The organism is Serratia sp. BNK-23, from assembly GCF_047456145.1.
Classification (GTDB): domain Bacteria; phylum Pseudomonadota; class Gammaproteobacteria; order Enterobacterales; family Enterobacteriaceae; genus Serratia; species Serratia nematodiphila.
Window position 1 is genome coordinate 2,175,204 of sequence record NZ_CP179900.1, and the last position, 14,450, is coordinate 2,189,653.

The window sequence follows — 14,450 nt, forward strand, 5'->3', positions numbered from 1 at the left end:
CTTTACCCTGCGCCAACCGGAGGGGCAGGCAGTGAAGAGAACGGAACCGGCTGGATTGCCACCGACTTTGTTCTACTCCCTGACTACGACTAAGAGCTTACCCACTGTTGGGTAGTTGATTTGTGATCTAAATCATGAAAAGTGCAAGCTGACACCTTTCAGCTTGACGGTGTTGAGAGTGATTATCAATAACTGTGATCGATGACTCTTTTTTCAACATAAAAAATCAAAAGGCCATACATCACTTTAACAAAGGGCATTTGTTTTGCTGCCTAACTTGCTGGTAGTCAAAAATGCTGCTCTGGCCGGATGGATTACCCGCGGCAATTCCATTACATTAGCGCGCATAGGCAGCACACCTTTTTATAGCACTTAACGCGGAGCCATCTGTGGGCCAATCTCTGTTGGATCTTTCCGGCTTTATCAAGTTCTTTGTCGGTCTGTTTGCGCTGGTCAACCCGGTGGGCATCTTGCCGGTGTTTATCAGCATGACCAGCTACCAGGCGGAAGCAGGGCGCAATAAAACCAACCTGACCGCCAACCTGTCGGTCGCCATTATTCTGTGGACATCGCTGTTCCTGGGCGAAGGGATCTTGCGGATGTTCGGCATCTCCATCGATTCGTTCCGCATCGCCGGCGGTATTCTGGTGGTGACCATCGCCATGTCGATGATCAGCGGCAAGCTGGGAGAAGACAAACAGAACAAACAGGAAAAATCGGAGAGCGCGATCCGCGAGAGCATCGGCGTGGTGCCGTTAGCGCTGCCGCTGATGGCGGGGCCGGGGGCGATCAGTTCCACCATCGTGTGGAGTTCCCGTTATCACAACTGGCAAAGCCTGCTCGGCTTTACGGTCGCAATCGCCTTGTTCGCCTTTTGCTGTTGGTTGTTGTTCCGCGCCGCGCCGCTGTTGGTGCGTTTGCTTGGGCAGACCGGCATCAACGTGATCACCCGTATCATGGGTCTGTTGCTGATGGCGCTCGGGATCGAGTTTATCGTTACCGGCATTAAGGCGATATTCCCCGGCCTGTTGTAATACCCTTTGTTTAGCCGCGCACCTTTCGCCTTGGCGCGGCTAAAATTAATTTTAAAGTTTAAATTATTTATTGGTTCGCATTATTATAGTGCACAGGATGAATAAAATTTATGCGGTTGCACTCTTATGTTGCATAAATCTCATGTTGCTGTGCAAAAAAAACGCTAAGCGTTATTTCAGACACTTTTCTTCCCCCATTTCCGCGCGTTTTGCCCCCGCTCAACGGTAAAGCTGTTGTTAAATTAATCACATCATTCTGTGGGGCTTGTCTCACTTTCATCCAGGTGTTATTAGTGATTAACCGACCATAGGCAGGTGTTTGTTCTTTGAATGCCTGGATTGTTAACTGAATGTTTCTTTGTGCGGTAATGAGATTGCGTTGATGGTTTCAAATGAAATGATTTCGTCTTTTTTTTCTTTAAAATCATAGCGATGATTTTGTTTCTCCGCGTCCTCGATCTTGGGGGCCGGATCGGGCTTCGTGCGATAAAAGAGAATTGCTTAACATTTTCGTAAAATTTATTGGCTATGGAATTTGGCTTCTGCTAATTTCCGAGCAACTTTCCCGTGGTCAATTAACTGAAATGCGCCATAAAAACGGGAATGATTTTTGCTGGTATCCGTTTATTTAGAATTCTTATAAACACTTCACAAACTTCGATAAGCGATGCTTGTCGGTGAAAAGGAGCCTCGATTATGCAGCAAACCCTGAAGCGCACTTCTTTGACCTTGTTGATTAGCGGCGCGCTGAGCGTCGGCGCCATAAATAGCAGTTTGGCGGCGGAAGTGCCGGCCGGCGTTCAGTTGGCGCAGCAGCAGAATATTGTGATCAACAACGGCAGCGAAGTGGCTTCATTGGATCCGCATAAGGTCGAGGGCGTACCGGAAAGCAATATCATTCTTAACCTGCTGGAAGGGTTGGTGAGCACCGACGCCAACGGGCATGTGGTGCCGGCGGCGGCGGCGAGCTGGGAAAACCAGAATTATCAGCAATGGACTTTCCACCTGCGCCCCGGCGCGGTGTGGAGCGACGGCAGCCCGGTGACCGCGCAAGACTTCGTCTACAGCTGGCAGCGCCTGGCCGATCCGAAAATCGCTTCGCCCTACGCCAGTTACCTGCAGTACACCAAAGTCGACAATATCGACGATATCCTGACCGGTAAGAAGCCTCCACAGGCCCTCGGCGTCAAGGCGCTGGACGACCAGACGCTGCAGGTGACGCTGAGCGAACCGGTGCCGTATTTCATCAGCATGCTGAGCCACACGTCGCTCAAACCGGTGAAGCGCGCGGTAGTGGAGAAATTCGGCGACAAATGGACGTTGCCCGCCAACTATGTCGGCAACGGCGCTTACCGTCTGAAAGAGTGGGTGGTGAACGAGCGCATTGTGCTGGAGCGCAGCCCGAGCTACTGGAACAACAAGCAGACGGTGATCAATCAGGCGACCTTCCTGCCTATCGCTTCCGAAGTCAGCGACGTCAACCGCTTCCGCAGCGGCGAGATCGACATCACCAACAGCGCCATTCCGCCGTACCTGTACGTCAAAATGAAACGCGAAGTGCCCGAGCAACTGCACGTTAACCCTTATCTGTGCACTTTCTATTACGAACTCAATAACCAGCGGGCGCCGTTCACCGATCCGCGGGTGCGTGCGGCGGTGAAGATGACGCTGGATCGCGACATCATCGCCAACAAGATCATGGGCCAGGGGCAGATCCCGGCCTACAGTTTCACGCCAACCTTCACCGAAGGCGCCGACTTCACGCAACCCGCCTGGGCCGGCTGGAGCCAGGAACAGCGCAACGCCGAAGCCAAGAAACTGCTGGCGGAAGCGGGTTACAGCGACGCCAAGCCGCTGAAGTTCTCGCTGCTGTACAACACCTCCGATCAAAACAAACAGCAGGCGATCGCCGCCGCGTCGATGTGGAAAAAGAACCTCGGCGCCGACGTCACGCTGCGCAATCAGGAGTGGAAGACCTCGCTGGAAAGCCGCCATCAGGGGCAATACGACGTGGCGCGCGCCACCTGGTGCGGGGATTACAACGAGCCCAGCGCGTTCCTGAACCTGGTGCTGTCCAACAGCAGCATCAATACCGTGTTTTATAAGAGCCCGGCGTTCGACGCCATCATGGCCGCCACCCTGAAGGCGCCGGATGAGGCCGCGCGCGCCGCGCTCTATCAGCAGGCAGAAGCGCAGCTGGACAAAGACTCCGCGTTGATCCCGGTGTATTACCGCGTCAGCGCGCGGTTGATTAAGCCGACGGTTGGCGGGTTCACCGGCAAAGATCCGCTGGACTATACCGACGTTAAAAATCTGTACATTATCAAGCAGTAAAAGGGGTATTCCTCACGCTGAACCGCAGGGGAATATGGGGAAGGCCCGCCGCCGCATTCGTTCCGCAGCGGCGGGAAAACAGAGTCCGCTTACGGGCAACGCAGGTTCCACGAAGAGCCTGTGATAATAAAAAACTGGAGTCGATAAGTATGACCAACATCACGAAGAAAACCCTCATTGCCGCCGGCGTCATCGCCGCACTCGGCATCACAGCAACCACCTCCGCCTTCGCGGCCGACGTTCCTGCAGGCGTGCAACTGGCCGACAAGCAAGAAATCGTCAAAAACAACGGTTCCGAAGTGCAGTCGCTTGACCCGCATAAAATCGAGGGCGTGCCGGAAAACAACGTGACCCGCGATCTGATGGAAGGCCTGGCGAACAACAGCCCGGATGGTTCCATCGTGCCGGGCGTCGCGGAAAGCTGGGATAACAAGGATTTCAAAATCTGGACCTTCCACCTGCGCAAAGACGCCAAATGGTCCAACGGCAAGCCGGTGACGGCGCAAGATTTCGTCTACAGTTGGCAGCGCGTAGTGGATCCGAAAACCGCGTCGCCTTACGCCAGCTACCTGCAGTACGCCCATGTGGAAAACGTCGATGACATCATCGCCGGTAAAAAAGACAAGTCGACGCTGGGCGTGAAGGCCATCGACGACCACACTTTCCAGGTGACCCTGAGCGAGCCGGTGCCTTATCTGGTTGAAATGACCCCGCACTACGCCATGAAGCCGGTTTATAAAGAGGCGGTGGAGAAATTCGGCGAGAAGTGGACGCTGCCGGCCAACTACGTCAGCAACGGCGCCTACAAACTGAAAGACTGGATTGTCAACGAACGCATCGTACTGGAACGCAACCCGGAATATTGGGATAACGCCAAAACCATCATCAATAAAGTGACGTTCCTGCCTATTTCGTCGGAAGTGACCGACGTTAACCGCTACCGCACCGGTGAAATCGACATGACCTACAACAACATGCCGATCGAACTGTTCCAGAAGTTGAAGAAAGAGATCCCGAAAGAGGTGCACGTCGATCCTTATCTGTGCACCTACTACTACGAAATCAACAACCAGAAGGCGCCGTTCACCGATGCGCGCGTGCGTGAAGCGCTGAAGCTGGGCATGGACCGCGACATTATCGTCAACAAGGTGAAAAACCAGGGCGATCTGCCGGCCTACAGCTTTACGCCGCCATACACCGACGGTGCCAAGCTGACCCCGCCGGAGTGGTTCGGCTGGACGCAGGAAAAACGCAACGAAGTGGCGAAGAAACTGCTGGCGGACGCCGGCTACGGCCCGGGTAAACCGCTGACCTTCTCCCTGCTGTACAACACGTCAGACCTGCACAAGAAGCTGGCGATCGCCGCCGCCTCCATCTGGAAGAAAAACCTGGGCGTGGACGTGAAGCTGGTGAACCAGGAGTGGAAAACCTTCCTGGATACCCGCCATCAGGGGACCTATGACGTGGCGCGCGCCGGCTGGTGTGCCGATTACAACGAGCCGAGCTCGTTCCTGAACATGATGCTGTCCGACAGCAGCAGTAACACCCCGCACTACAAGAGCGCCGAGTTCGACAAGCTGATGGCCAACGTGTTGACCGCGAAGACCAAAGACGAGCGCGCCGATCTGTATCAGAAAGCGGAAGTTCAGCTGGATAAAGATTCCGCCATCGTTCCGCTGTATTACTATGTGAACGCCCGTTTGGTGAAACCTTACGTCGGTGGCTACACCGGCAAAGACCCGCTTGATAACGTGTACGACAAAAACCTGTACATCATCAAGCATTGATACGGTAAGAGCCGGCGGCTTGGCCGCCGGCCCATGTTGAGAATAATAAGCCGTTATCAGGCTGTCGCACAGGGTTAGGGCAATGCTTAAATTTATACTTCGTCGCTTGTTGGAAGCGATCCCGACACTATTTATCCTTATCACCATCTCATTCTTCATGATGCGCCTGGCGCCCGGCAGTCCATTTACCGGGGAACGCGCATTGCCGCCGGAAGTCATGGCGAATATCGAAGCCAAATATCATTTGAACGACCCGATCTGGAAACAGTACGGTCATTATCTGGCGCAGCTTGCGCAGGGAGACTTCGGCCCGTCCTTTAAATACAAGGATTATTCGGTCAACGATTTGGTGGCCAGCTCTTTCCCGGTCTCCGCCAAACTCGGTCTGGCCGCGTTTCTGCTGGCGGTGGTGCTGGGCGTGAGCGCCGGTGTGATCGCCGCGCTGAACCAGAACACCAAATGGGACTATACGGTGATGGGGTTCGCCATGACCGGGGTGGTGATACCCAGTTTCGTGGTGGCGCCGCTGTTGGTGCTGATCTTCGCCATCACGTTGAAATGGCTGCCGGGCGGCGGCTGGAACGGCGGTGCGCCTAAGTTCATCATCTTGCCGATGGTGGCGTTGTCGCTGGCCTATATCGCCAGCATCGCCCGTATCACGCGCGGCTCGATGATTGAAGTGTTGCACTCCAACTTCATCCGCACCGCGCGCGCCAAAGGCTTGCCGATGCGTCGCATCATTTTCCGCCACGCGCTGAAGCCGGCGCTGTTGCCGGTGCTGTCCTACATGGGCCCGGCGTTCGTCGGGATCATCACCGGTTCAATGGTGATCGAAACCATCTACGGTCTGCCGGGGATCGGCCAGCTGTTCGTTAACGGCGCGCTGAACCGCGACTACTCCCTGGTGTTGAGCCTGACCATTCTGGTGGGCGCTCTGACCATTCTGTTCAACGCGATCGTCGATGTGCTGTATGCGGTCATCGATCCGAAAATCCGTTATTAATCTGGAGCACGCGAATGATGTTGACTAAAAAGAACAGCGAAGCTCTGGAACACTTCAGCGAGAAGCTGGAAGTGGAAGGGCGCAGCCTGTGGCAAGACGCGCGTCGGCGTTTTATGCACAACCGCGCGGCGGTCAGCAGCCTGTTCATACTGGCGCTGATCACACTGTTTGTGGTGCTGGCGCCGATGCTGTCGCAATTCGCCTACGACGATACCGATTGGGCGATGATGTCCGCCGCACCCAGCGTTGAATCGGGGCACTATTTCGGCACCGACTCCTCCGGGCGCGATCTGCTGGTGCGCGTGGCGATCGGCGGGCGCATCTCGCTGATGGTCGGCGTGGCGGCGGCGCTGGTGGCGGTGATCGTCGGCACCCTGTACGGCGCGATGTCCGGCTATCTGGGCGGCAAGATCGACTCGGTGATGATGCGCCTGCTGGAGATCCTCAACTCCTTCCCGTTCATGTTCTTCGTGATCCTGCTGGTGACCTTCTTCGGCCAGAATATCCTGCTGATCTTCGTGGCGATCGGCATGGTGTCGTGGCTGGACATGGCGCGTATCGTGCGCGGCCAAACCCTCGGTCTGAAGCGCAAGGAGTTTATCGAAGCGGCGCTGGTGTGCGGCGTCTCCACGCGCAACATCGTGCTGCGGCATATCGTGCCGAACGTGCTCGGCGTGGTGGTGGTGTATGCCTCGTTGCTGGTGCCGAGCATGATCCTGTTCGAATCCTTCCTCAGCTTCCTGGGGCTGGGTACGCAGGAGCCGCTGAGCAGCTGGGGCGCATTGCTCAGCGACGGCGCCAACTCAATGGAAGTTTCACCGTGGTTGCTGCTGTTCCCGGCGGGTTTCCTGGTTGTCACTCTGTTCTGTTTCAACTTCATCGGCGATGGCCTGCGTGACGCCCTCGACCCGAAAGATCGTTAAGGAGTGCCACCATGAGCACCATTGAACATCCTGAGCTGCAAACCGCCGTCGGCGTTAAAGCGTCGCCGCTGCTGGACGTGAAAGACCTGCGCGTCACGTTTTCCACCCCGGACGGCGATGTGACGGCGGTGAACGATCTGAACTTCGATCTGCGCGCCGGTGAAACGCTGGGCATCGTCGGCGAATCCGGCTCCGGCAAATCGCAGACCGCGTTCGCCCTGATGGGGTTGCTGGCCAGCAATGGCCGCATCGGCGGCTCGGCCAAATTCAACGGCCGCGAAATCCTCAACCTGCCGGAAAACCAGCTCAACAAGCTACGGGCCGAAGAGATCTCGATGATCTTCCAGGACCCGATGACCTCGCTCAACCCCTATATGCGCGTTGGCGAACAGCTGATGGAAGTGCTGATGCTGCATAAGAAAATGAGCAAAAGCGAAGCCTTCGAAGAGTCGGTGCGCATGCTCGACGCGGTGAAAATGCCGGAAGCGCGCAAGCGCATGCGCATGTATCCGCATGAGTTTTCCGGCGGCATGCGCCAGCGCGTGATGATCGCCATGGCGCTGCTGTGCCGGCCGAAGCTGCTGATCGCCGACGAGCCGACTACCGCGCTGGACGTGACCGTCCAGGCGCAGATCATGACGCTGCTCAACGAGCTCAAGCGCGAGTTCAACACTGCCATCATCATGATCACCCACGATCTGGGCGTGGTGGCCGGCATCTGCAACAAGGTGCTGGTGATGTACGCCGGCCGCACCATGGAATACGGCAGCGCGCGTGAGGTGTTCTACCAGCCGAGCCACCCGTACTCCATCGGGTTGTTGAACGCGGTGCCGCGCCTCGACGCCGAAGGCGAAGCGTTGCTGACCATTCCCGGCAACCCGCCGAACCTGCTGCGGCTGCCGAAAGGTTGCCCGTTCCAGCCGCGCTGCCCGTACGCCATGGAACAGTGCGCGAGCGCTCCGCCATTGGAGCAATTTGGGGAAGGGCGCCTGCGCGCCTGCTTTAAACCGGTGGAGGCGTTGGTATGACAGCGGTAACCGACAAGAAAGTACTGCTCGAAGTGGCCGATCTGAAAGTGCACTTCGACATTCATGACGACAAGCAGTGGTTCTGGCAGCCGCCGAAAACCCTGAAGGCGGTCGATGGCGTTACGCTGCGGCTGTTCGAGGGGGAAACCCTGGGCGTGGTCGGCGAATCCGGCTGCGGCAAATCCACCTTCGCGCGCGCCATCATCGGCCTGGTGAAGGCCACCAGCGGGCGCGTCGCCTGGCTGGGTAAAGATCTGCTGGGCATGAACGACGCCGACTGGCGCAAAACCCGCAGCGATATCCAGATGATCTTCCAGGATCCGCTGGCTTCGCTCAACCCGCGCATGACCATCGGCGAAATCATCGCCGAGCCGCTGCGCACTTACTACCCGAAAATGCCGCGTCAGGAAGTGAAGGACAAGGTCAAGGCGATGATGCTGAAGGTCGGCCTGCTGCCTAACCTGATCAACCGTTATCCGCATGAGTTCTCCGGCGGCCAATGCCAGCGCATCGGCATCGCGCGCGCGCTGATCCTCGAACCGAAGCTGGTGATCTGCGACGAGCCGGTTTCCGCGTTGGACGTGTCGATTCAGGCGCAGGTGGTAAACCTGCTGCAGCAGCTGCAGCGCGAGATGGGCCTGTCATTGATCTTTATCGCCCACGATTTGGCGGTGGTGAAGCACATTTCCGATCGCGTGCTGGTGATGTATCTGGGCCATGCGGTGGAGCTGGGCACCTATGACGAGGTGTACCACAATCCGCAGCACCCTTACACCAAGGCGCTGATGTCGGCGGTGCCTATTCCGGATCCGGACAAGGAGAAGGAAAAGCAGATCCAGCTGTTGGAAGGGGAGCTGCCTTCGCCGATCAACCCGCCGTCCGGCTGCGTGTTCCGCACCCGCTGCCCGATCGCCGGGCCGGAGTGCGCCAAGACGCGTCCGCTGCTGGAGGGCAGTTTCCGTCATGCGGTTTCATGCCTGAAGGTCGATCCGCTGTAATGCGCCGCTAGCCGGCAACAAAAAGCCCCGCTGACTCAGCGGGGCTTTTTTTATCCGAAATATGAGCGGCGAATCACTCTTTCCACAGAATGTGGCACAGCTTGTGGTCTTTCTCGCGGCAGATCAGCACGCGGGCGAACACGTCGTTGATCGGCTCGCCGTCGCTGTCCGCCAGACCGATCACCACTTCGGCGAAGAAGTCCGGATTCAGGTCGTAATCCACGTGCTCGCTCCAGTCTTCGGAGGGGTCGTACAGTTCTGCGCCGCCGCGCTCTTCAAACTGCAGATTGAACAGCAGAATATCCGCCGGATCCAGATTGTCGCCGGCCAATTCGAGGAAGATGTCATAGGCCTGTTCCAGCGTTTCGTCTTCGGTAAGGCGGTTATTCAAATCCATAAAAAAATCCTGATAACAAATGATTTGGCGTTATTAAAGCACGCTCGCTGCGGCTTTTACAGCAGCGGGCTGAAAAAGTAGAACAGGCGTTCGACCAGGCGATGCCAGAACGGCCGCTTCAACCACTCTTTGGCGTTCAGCAGCTTGGAGCGGGCGATGTAATCTTCCTGCACGCAGGCCAGATCGCTGCCGAAGCCGTCGTCGTCGATCACCAGGGTGATCTCGAAGTTGAGCCACAGGCTGCGCATATCCAGATTGACGGTGCCGACCAGGCTGAGCTGGCCGTCTACCAGCACGCTCTTGGTGTGCAGCAGGCCGCCTTCGAACTGATAGATTTTCACGCCGGCTTCCAGCAGCTCGGAGAAGAACGCCCGGCTGGCCCAGCGCACCATCATCGAATCGTTGTCGCGCGGCACGATGATGCTGACCTCAACGCCGCGCAGAGCGGCGGTGCAGATGGCGTGTAGCAGATCGTCGCTCGGCACGAAGTACGGCGTGGTCATGATCAGCTGCTCGCGCGCGGAATAGACCGCGGTCAACAGCGCCTGGTGGATCATCTCCTCGGGGAAGCCGGGGCCGGAGGCGATCACCTGAATGGTATGGCCGCTTTCCTGCTCGAACGGCATGATGTTGACGTCCGGCGGCGGCGGCAGAATGCGCTTGCCGGTTTCAATCTCCCAGTCGCAGGCATAGACGATGCCCATCGTAGTGGCCACCGGGCCTTCCATGCGCGCCATCAGATCGATCCATTGGCCGACGCCCGCATCCTGCTTGAAATAGCGCGGGTCGACCATGTTCATGCTGCCGGTATAGGCGATGTAGTTGTCGATCAGCACCACCTTGCGGTGCTGGCGTAGATCCATGCGGCGCAGGAATACGCGCAGCAGGTTGACCTTCAGCGCTTCGACCACTTCGATGCCGGCGTTGCGCATCATCGCCGGGTAGGGGCTGCGGAAAAATGGCAGGCTGCCGGCGGAGTCCAGCATCAGGCGGCAGTGTACGCCGCGCCTCGCGGCGGCCATCAGCGATTCGGCCACCTGATCGACCAGGCCGCCGGGCTGCCAGATATAGAACACCATTTCGATGTTGTGGCGCGCCAGCTCGATGTCGCGGATCAGCGCTTTCAACGTGTCGTCGGTAGTGGTGAGCAGCTGCAGCTGGTTGCCCTTGACGCCGTCGATGCCCTGGCGGCGGTTGCACAGCTGGAACAGCGGTTCGGCGACTTCACTGTATTCGGTGGCGAAGATGCGGCGGCTCTCTTTCAATTCCTTCAGCCAGCGCGCGGTCGACGGCCACATGGCCTTGGCGCGCTCGGCACGGCGCTTGCCCAGGTGCAGTTCGCCGAACGATAAATAGGCGACGATGCCGAACAGCGGCAGAATATAGATAACCAGCAACCAGGCCATGGCAGAGGGAACCGCACGGCGTTTCATCAAAATGCGCATCGTCACGCCGGCGATCAGCAGCCAGTAGCCGAACACCATGAGCCAACTGATTACGGTATAAAATGTTGTCATAAAGGCGAAAAATCCCGTTCGCAAACCACCAATGATGAGTGTACGCACAGATCGGGCAAGGCGAAACCTTTTATCGGCGCTTATGTTGCATAAATATGATGAAGTTAAGGCACTTGCCGAAATTGAAAGGGCGGCTTTTGCCCGCGTGGCGTCCGCTGTGCCGCCGATAACGGCGGCTTGGATCGCGGGCGGAAAGGGCTATAATGCCCGCGGTTGGCATTAGACGAACGAGTGACGGAATTATGAGACGCAGTAGAAATGAAGTGGGCCGCTGGCGCATGTTGCGGCAGAGCCAACGTCGGCGGCATCGCTGGCTGGAACGCCAGTCGTGCAGCAATCGCCATATTATCCGGGTGCGGCGCCGCCTGGACGATCAGCATCGGCGCGCGCTGCTGTTTGCGGTATCCTGCGAGTGGTAAAAACGAAAACAGTCCCGTAAGGGACTGTTTTGTTATGGCATCTGAGTTATTTGCCCAAATAGGCGTTGAGCATCCAGACCTGTTTTTCCTGCTCTTTGATGTAATCGCTCATCAGCGACGCGGTGCCTTCGTCGCCGGCGTCTGCCGCCACCGTCAGCAGCTCACGCTGCTGTTGCAGCAAGATTGAATACCCTTCCAACAGGCCGCGCAGCGTGCCCTTATCATCGGTCACGTTGGTGTGTTCCTTGATGTCGGCGGTTTTCAGATAATCGCTGAAAGCGTGACGCGGCTGCGAGCCCAACGTCAGAATACGTTCCGCCAGCTCATCTACCTTGGTCAGCAGATCGTTATATGTCTCTTCGAATTTCGCGTGCAGTTCAAAGAACTGCGGGCCGGTAATGTTCCAATGATAGCCGCGCACGTTCATATACAGCACCTGATAGTTTGCCAACAGCGCATTGAGCGCCTCGGCGAGTTTTGCCGATTGTTTACTGTCAAGGCCGATATGGGTTTTCGCTGCTTTCTTTGCCGTTGCCATAATAATCTTCTCCTGATTATTTGTTCCGATAGTAGACAGAATCAATTTCCATAGCTGTTACAGTAACCGGATTTATCGCAGGGTTAAATACGATAACAGGCATTATTGCCATCGCTCAAACCGATGACGATAAATCCGTCGAGCAAATTGCCGAATCAGTTTACGCAGGTTCCGCAGGCGAAAAAAGCCGCTTTTCTCGGTTACTTGCGCAGCGCCAGTTTTACCACACCTGCGCCCAGCGCCATTAACAGCGCGGCGGCGATCAGTACCGAAATAAAGGCGCGATCAAAGGCCAGACGCGCCAGTTGCGTCAACTGCTGCGCGCGATCGGCCGCCATTCCGGCCGCCAGGCGCAACGCTTCGTCGATGCTGTCGTAGGCTAAATCGCTGACCGGCAGCTCCGCCGGCAGCGCCAGGCTGTGGCTGTAAACCGCCGTCATCAGCCCGCCGAGCAGCGTCACGCCCAGCACGCCGCCCAGCTCGTAGGAGACGTCTTCGATGGACGCCGCCATGCCGGATTTCTCCTCCGGCGCGTTCAGCATGATGGCGGTGGAAGCGGCGGTGATCACGCCGCCGAGGCCGAAGCCCACCAGCGCCAGGCTCACCAGCTGCGGCGCTATGCCGCTCTGAGACAACAGGGCGAGGGCGGCAATGCCGACGGCGGTCAGGGCGAAACCGCCGAGGATAATGCTGCGTTCGCCGTAGCGCGGCAGCAGCAAACCGGCCATCGGCCCCGCCAACGCCGAGGCCAGCGGGATCGGCAAGATGAACAGCGCCGCCTGCAGCGGACTGAGGCCGAGCACCAGTTGCAAGCGTTGGCTGAGCACCAGCTCGACGCCGATCAGCGCCACCATCGACAGCAATGCCACGCCGATGCCGCCGGCGAACAGCCGGTTGCGGAACAGAGAGAAATCGATCATCGGGTGGGCGCTGCGCTGCTGACGACGCACGAACAGCGCCAGGAACAGGATGCCGATCAGGGCCGCCGCGAGCAAGGCGCTGACGTCAGGCGCCGGCTTGCTCAATTCTTTCAGCGCATAGATAGCGCCGACCAGGCCTATCATGATCTGTATCGAGCCGACGATGTCGGCGGGGCGCGGGTTATCGCCGCCGCAGCGCGGGATCAGTTTCCATGCCAACGGCCAGACCAGCAACACCACCGGCACATTGATCAGGAACACCGAGCCCCACCAGAAATACTCCAACAGCAGGCCGCCGACCACCGGGCCGATGGCCGCGCCGCCGGAGGCCACCGATGCCCAGATGCCGATCGCCAGCGCGCGTTCGCGTTCGTCGGTAAAGACGTGGCGTACGATGGACAGCGTGGCGGGCATCATCATTGCCGCGCCAACGGCGAGGAATACCCGCGCGGCGATCAGCCACTCGGCGGTAGGCGAGAAAGCGGCGCACAGCGACGCGACGGCAAACACCGGCAGCCCGGCGAGAAACAGCCGTTTATGGCCGATGCGATCGCTCAGCATGCCGGCGCCAGGCAACAGACCGGCCACCACCAACGGGTAGGCGTTGACGATCCAGAGTTTTTGCGAGGCGCTGGCGTCCAGCGCCTGGGTTAAACGCGGCAGAGCGGTATAGAGCACCGTCATATCGATGACGATCAGGAACAGGGCGCTGGCGACCATCGTCAGGATCAACCAGCGGTTCTTGGCGTACATAAGTCATAATCCAGTTAAAGTAGGCGGCGCGAAGGCGCCGCCATTCGGGTAACCCATCCGGCGATGCCGGATGATATACTGGTGATAATATATATCCATACGTTCGTATTGAAAAGAAGGGTTTCTTAATGGGACGTCAACGCAGCATCGATCGCGACAAGGTTTTGGACGCCGCCGAAGAGATCGTCGCCACTCAGGGGGCCGCCGGTTTGACCATCGACGCCGTCGCCAAAGCGATGGGGATCTCCAAGGGCGGGGTGCAGTACTGTTTCGGCAGCAAAGACGCCCTGATTGACGCCATGTTCGATCGCTGGGGGAGTGCCTACGAGACGCTGTTCGCCGCTATCGCCGGTGACGATCCTTCACCGCAGACCGGCGTGCGGGCGCATATGCTGGCGACGCAAAGCTCGGATCAGACCGCCAGCGCCAAGGCCGCCGGGCTGATGGCGACGCTGATTCAAACGCCGGAGCATCTGGCGAGCACGCGCGAATGGTATCGCAGCCGCATCGCCGGTTTGGATTTGACGACGGAAGAAGGCAAGCGCGCGCGCCTGGCGTTTCTCGCCACGGAAGGCGCCTTTATGCTGCGTTACTTTGGTTTGATGGATATCGATCAGGCGGAATGGGAAGCGATGTTCACCGATATGCAGGCGTTGATTTTAACTGGGGGTGCCTATCGCACTGATAGCTAGTAAAGCCCGCAGTGAAAGGCGTATGTTTATCGCACAAGATATTCCCTCGAAGAACTTTTTAGCCAGCCACTCCGTGCTGGCTTTTTTTTGTTTGCAGGCAAGCGCCC

At 57.9% G+C, this 14,450-nt stretch carries 13 protein-coding genes; 9 read left to right on the plus strand and 4 right to left on the minus strand.

Annotated elements, in window-relative coordinates; all coding sequences use genetic code 11:
• Positions 1-389: 389 nt before the first annotated feature.
• The 7 genes from ACMGF9_RS10315 to oppF all read left to right on the plus strand — a co-directional run bounded on the left by ACMGF9_RS10315 (position 390) and on the right by oppF (position 9,107).
• A complete protein-coding gene (locus ACMGF9_RS10315; protein ID WP_015378089.1) occupies positions 390-1,034 on the plus strand; it encodes a YchE family NAAT transporter in 645 nt (214 codons plus the stop codon).
• A gap of 696 nt (positions 1,035-1,730) precedes the next feature.
• Positions 1,731-3,368 (plus strand): ABC transporter substrate-binding protein, encoded by a 1,638-nt coding sequence (locus ACMGF9_RS10320; RefSeq protein ID WP_021503844.1) that lies wholly within the window; start codon positions 1,731-1,733, stop codon positions 3,366-3,368.
• 149 nt (positions 3,369-3,517) lie between these two features.
• On the plus strand, positions 3,518-5,155 hold the full coding sequence (gene oppA, locus ACMGF9_RS10325; protein WP_351004992.1) for an oligopeptide ABC transporter substrate-binding protein OppA: 1,638 nt from the start codon (positions 3,518-3,520) through the stop codon (positions 5,153-5,155).
• An 82-nt stretch (positions 5,156-5,237) separates the two neighbouring features.
• Positions 5,238-6,158: an oligopeptide ABC transporter permease OppB gene (gene oppB / locus ACMGF9_RS10330; protein ID WP_004932150.1), complete on the plus strand. Its 921-nt coding sequence runs from the start codon at positions 5,238-5,240 to the stop codon at positions 6,156-6,158.
• A gap of 14 nt (positions 6,159-6,172) precedes the next feature.
• Entirely contained in the window at positions 6,173-7,081 is a 909-nt protein-coding gene (oppC, locus tag ACMGF9_RS10335; protein WP_004932149.1) for an oligopeptide ABC transporter permease OppC, read from the plus strand.
• Between the two features lie 11 nt (positions 7,082-7,092).
• Positions 7,093-8,109 carry an ABC transporter ATP-binding protein gene (locus tag ACMGF9_RS10340; protein WP_044031106.1) on the plus strand — a complete coding sequence of 339 codons (1,017 nt, stop codon included), beginning with the start codon at positions 7,093-7,095 and terminating at the stop codon, positions 8,107-8,109.
• Positions 8,106-9,107 (plus strand): murein tripeptide/oligopeptide ABC transporter ATP binding protein OppF, encoded by a 1,002-nt coding sequence (gene oppF / locus ACMGF9_RS10345; protein WP_004932143.1) that lies wholly within the window; start codon positions 8,106-8,108, stop codon positions 9,105-9,107. Before ACMGF9_RS10340 ends, oppF begins: the two co-directional genes overlap by 4 nt.
• Before the next feature lie 73 nt (positions 9,108-9,180).
• On the opposite strand, the gene ACMGF9_RS10350 is transcribed toward oppF, so the two are convergent.
• Positions 9,181-9,504 (minus strand): HI1450 family dsDNA-mimic protein, encoded by a 324-nt coding sequence (locus ACMGF9_RS10350; RefSeq protein WP_004932139.1) that lies wholly within the window; start codon positions 9,502-9,504, stop codon positions 9,181-9,183.
• A 56-nt stretch (positions 9,505-9,560) separates the two neighbouring features.
• Positions 9,561-11,021 carry a cardiolipin synthase gene (gene cls, locus ACMGF9_RS10355; RefSeq protein WP_004932137.1) on the minus strand — a complete coding sequence of 487 codons (1,461 nt, stop codon included), beginning with the start codon at positions 11,019-11,021 and terminating at the stop codon, positions 9,561-9,563.
• 242 nt (positions 11,022-11,263) lie between these two features.
• Here cls and ACMGF9_RS10360 point away from each other — a divergent pair, with 242 nt between their 5' ends.
• Positions 11,264-11,440: a YciY family protein gene (locus ACMGF9_RS10360; protein ID WP_025159792.1), complete on the plus strand. Its 177-nt coding sequence runs from the start codon at positions 11,264-11,266 to the stop codon at positions 11,438-11,440.
• 46 nt (positions 11,441-11,486) lie between these two features.
• Here ACMGF9_RS10360 and ACMGF9_RS10365 read toward each other — a convergent pair whose 3' ends face one another.
• Both ACMGF9_RS10365 and smfY read right to left on the minus strand, forming a co-directional pair.
• A complete protein-coding gene (locus ACMGF9_RS10365; RefSeq protein WP_004932132.1) occupies positions 11,487-11,978 on the minus strand; it encodes a Dps family protein in 492 nt (163 codons plus the stop codon).
• Between the two features lie 200 nt (positions 11,979-12,178).
• Complete coding sequence (smfY, locus tag ACMGF9_RS10370; RefSeq protein WP_021503842.1) at positions 12,179-13,651, minus strand: multidrug efflux MFS transporter SmfY; 1,473 nt, start codon at positions 13,649-13,651, stop codon at positions 12,179-12,181.
• A gap of 128 nt (positions 13,652-13,779) precedes the next feature.
• Between smfY and ACMGF9_RS10375 the strand changes: the two genes are divergently transcribed.
• Entirely contained in the window at positions 13,780-14,343 is a 564-nt protein-coding gene (locus ACMGF9_RS10375; protein ID WP_021503841.1) for a TetR/AcrR family transcriptional regulator, read from the plus strand.
• Positions 14,344-14,450: the final 107 nt, after the last annotated feature.

What these genes read in the sequence shown, in the direction of transcription:
- oppC (WP_004932149.1), top strand. Translation starts at nt 6,173, where the DNA reads ATGATGTTGACTAAAAAGAACAGCGAAGCTCTGGAACACTTCAGCGAG.
- ACMGF9_RS10360 (WP_025159792.1), top strand. Translation starts at nt 11,264, where the DNA reads ATGAGACGCAGTAGAAATGAAGTGGGCCGCTGGCGCATGTTGCGGCAG.
- ACMGF9_RS10320 (WP_021503844.1), top strand. Translation starts at nt 1,731, where the DNA reads ATGCAGCAAACCCTGAAGCGCACTTCTTTGACCTTGTTGATTAGCGGC.
- smfY (WP_021503842.1), bottom strand. Translation starts at nt 13,651, where the DNA reads ATGTACGCCAAGAACCGCTGGTTGATCCTGACGATGGTCGCCAGCGCC.
- ACMGF9_RS10350 (WP_004932139.1), bottom strand. Translation starts at nt 9,504, where the DNA reads ATGGATTTGAATAACCGCCTTACCGAAGACGAAACGCTGGAACAGGCC.
- ACMGF9_RS10365 (WP_004932132.1), bottom strand. Translation starts at nt 11,978, where the DNA reads ATGGCAACGGCAAAGAAAGCAGCGAAAACCCATATCGGCCTTGACAGT.
- oppF (WP_004932143.1), top strand. Translation starts at nt 8,106, where the DNA reads ATGACAGCGGTAACCGACAAGAAAGTACTGCTCGAAGTGGCCGATCTG.
- ACMGF9_RS10340 (WP_044031106.1), top strand. Translation starts at nt 7,093, where the DNA reads ATGAGCACCATTGAACATCCTGAGCTGCAAACCGCCGTCGGCGTTAAA.
- cls (WP_004932137.1), bottom strand. Translation starts at nt 11,021, where the DNA reads ATGACAACATTTTATACCGTAATCAGTTGGCTCATGGTGTTCGGCTAC.
- oppA (WP_351004992.1), top strand. Translation starts at nt 3,518, where the DNA reads ATGACCAACATCACGAAGAAAACCCTCATTGCCGCCGGCGTCATCGCC.
- ACMGF9_RS10375 (WP_021503841.1), top strand. Translation starts at nt 13,780, where the DNA reads ATGGGACGTCAACGCAGCATCGATCGCGACAAGGTTTTGGACGCCGCC.
- oppB (WP_004932150.1), top strand. Translation starts at nt 5,238, where the DNA reads ATGCTTAAATTTATACTTCGTCGCTTGTTGGAAGCGATCCCGACACTA.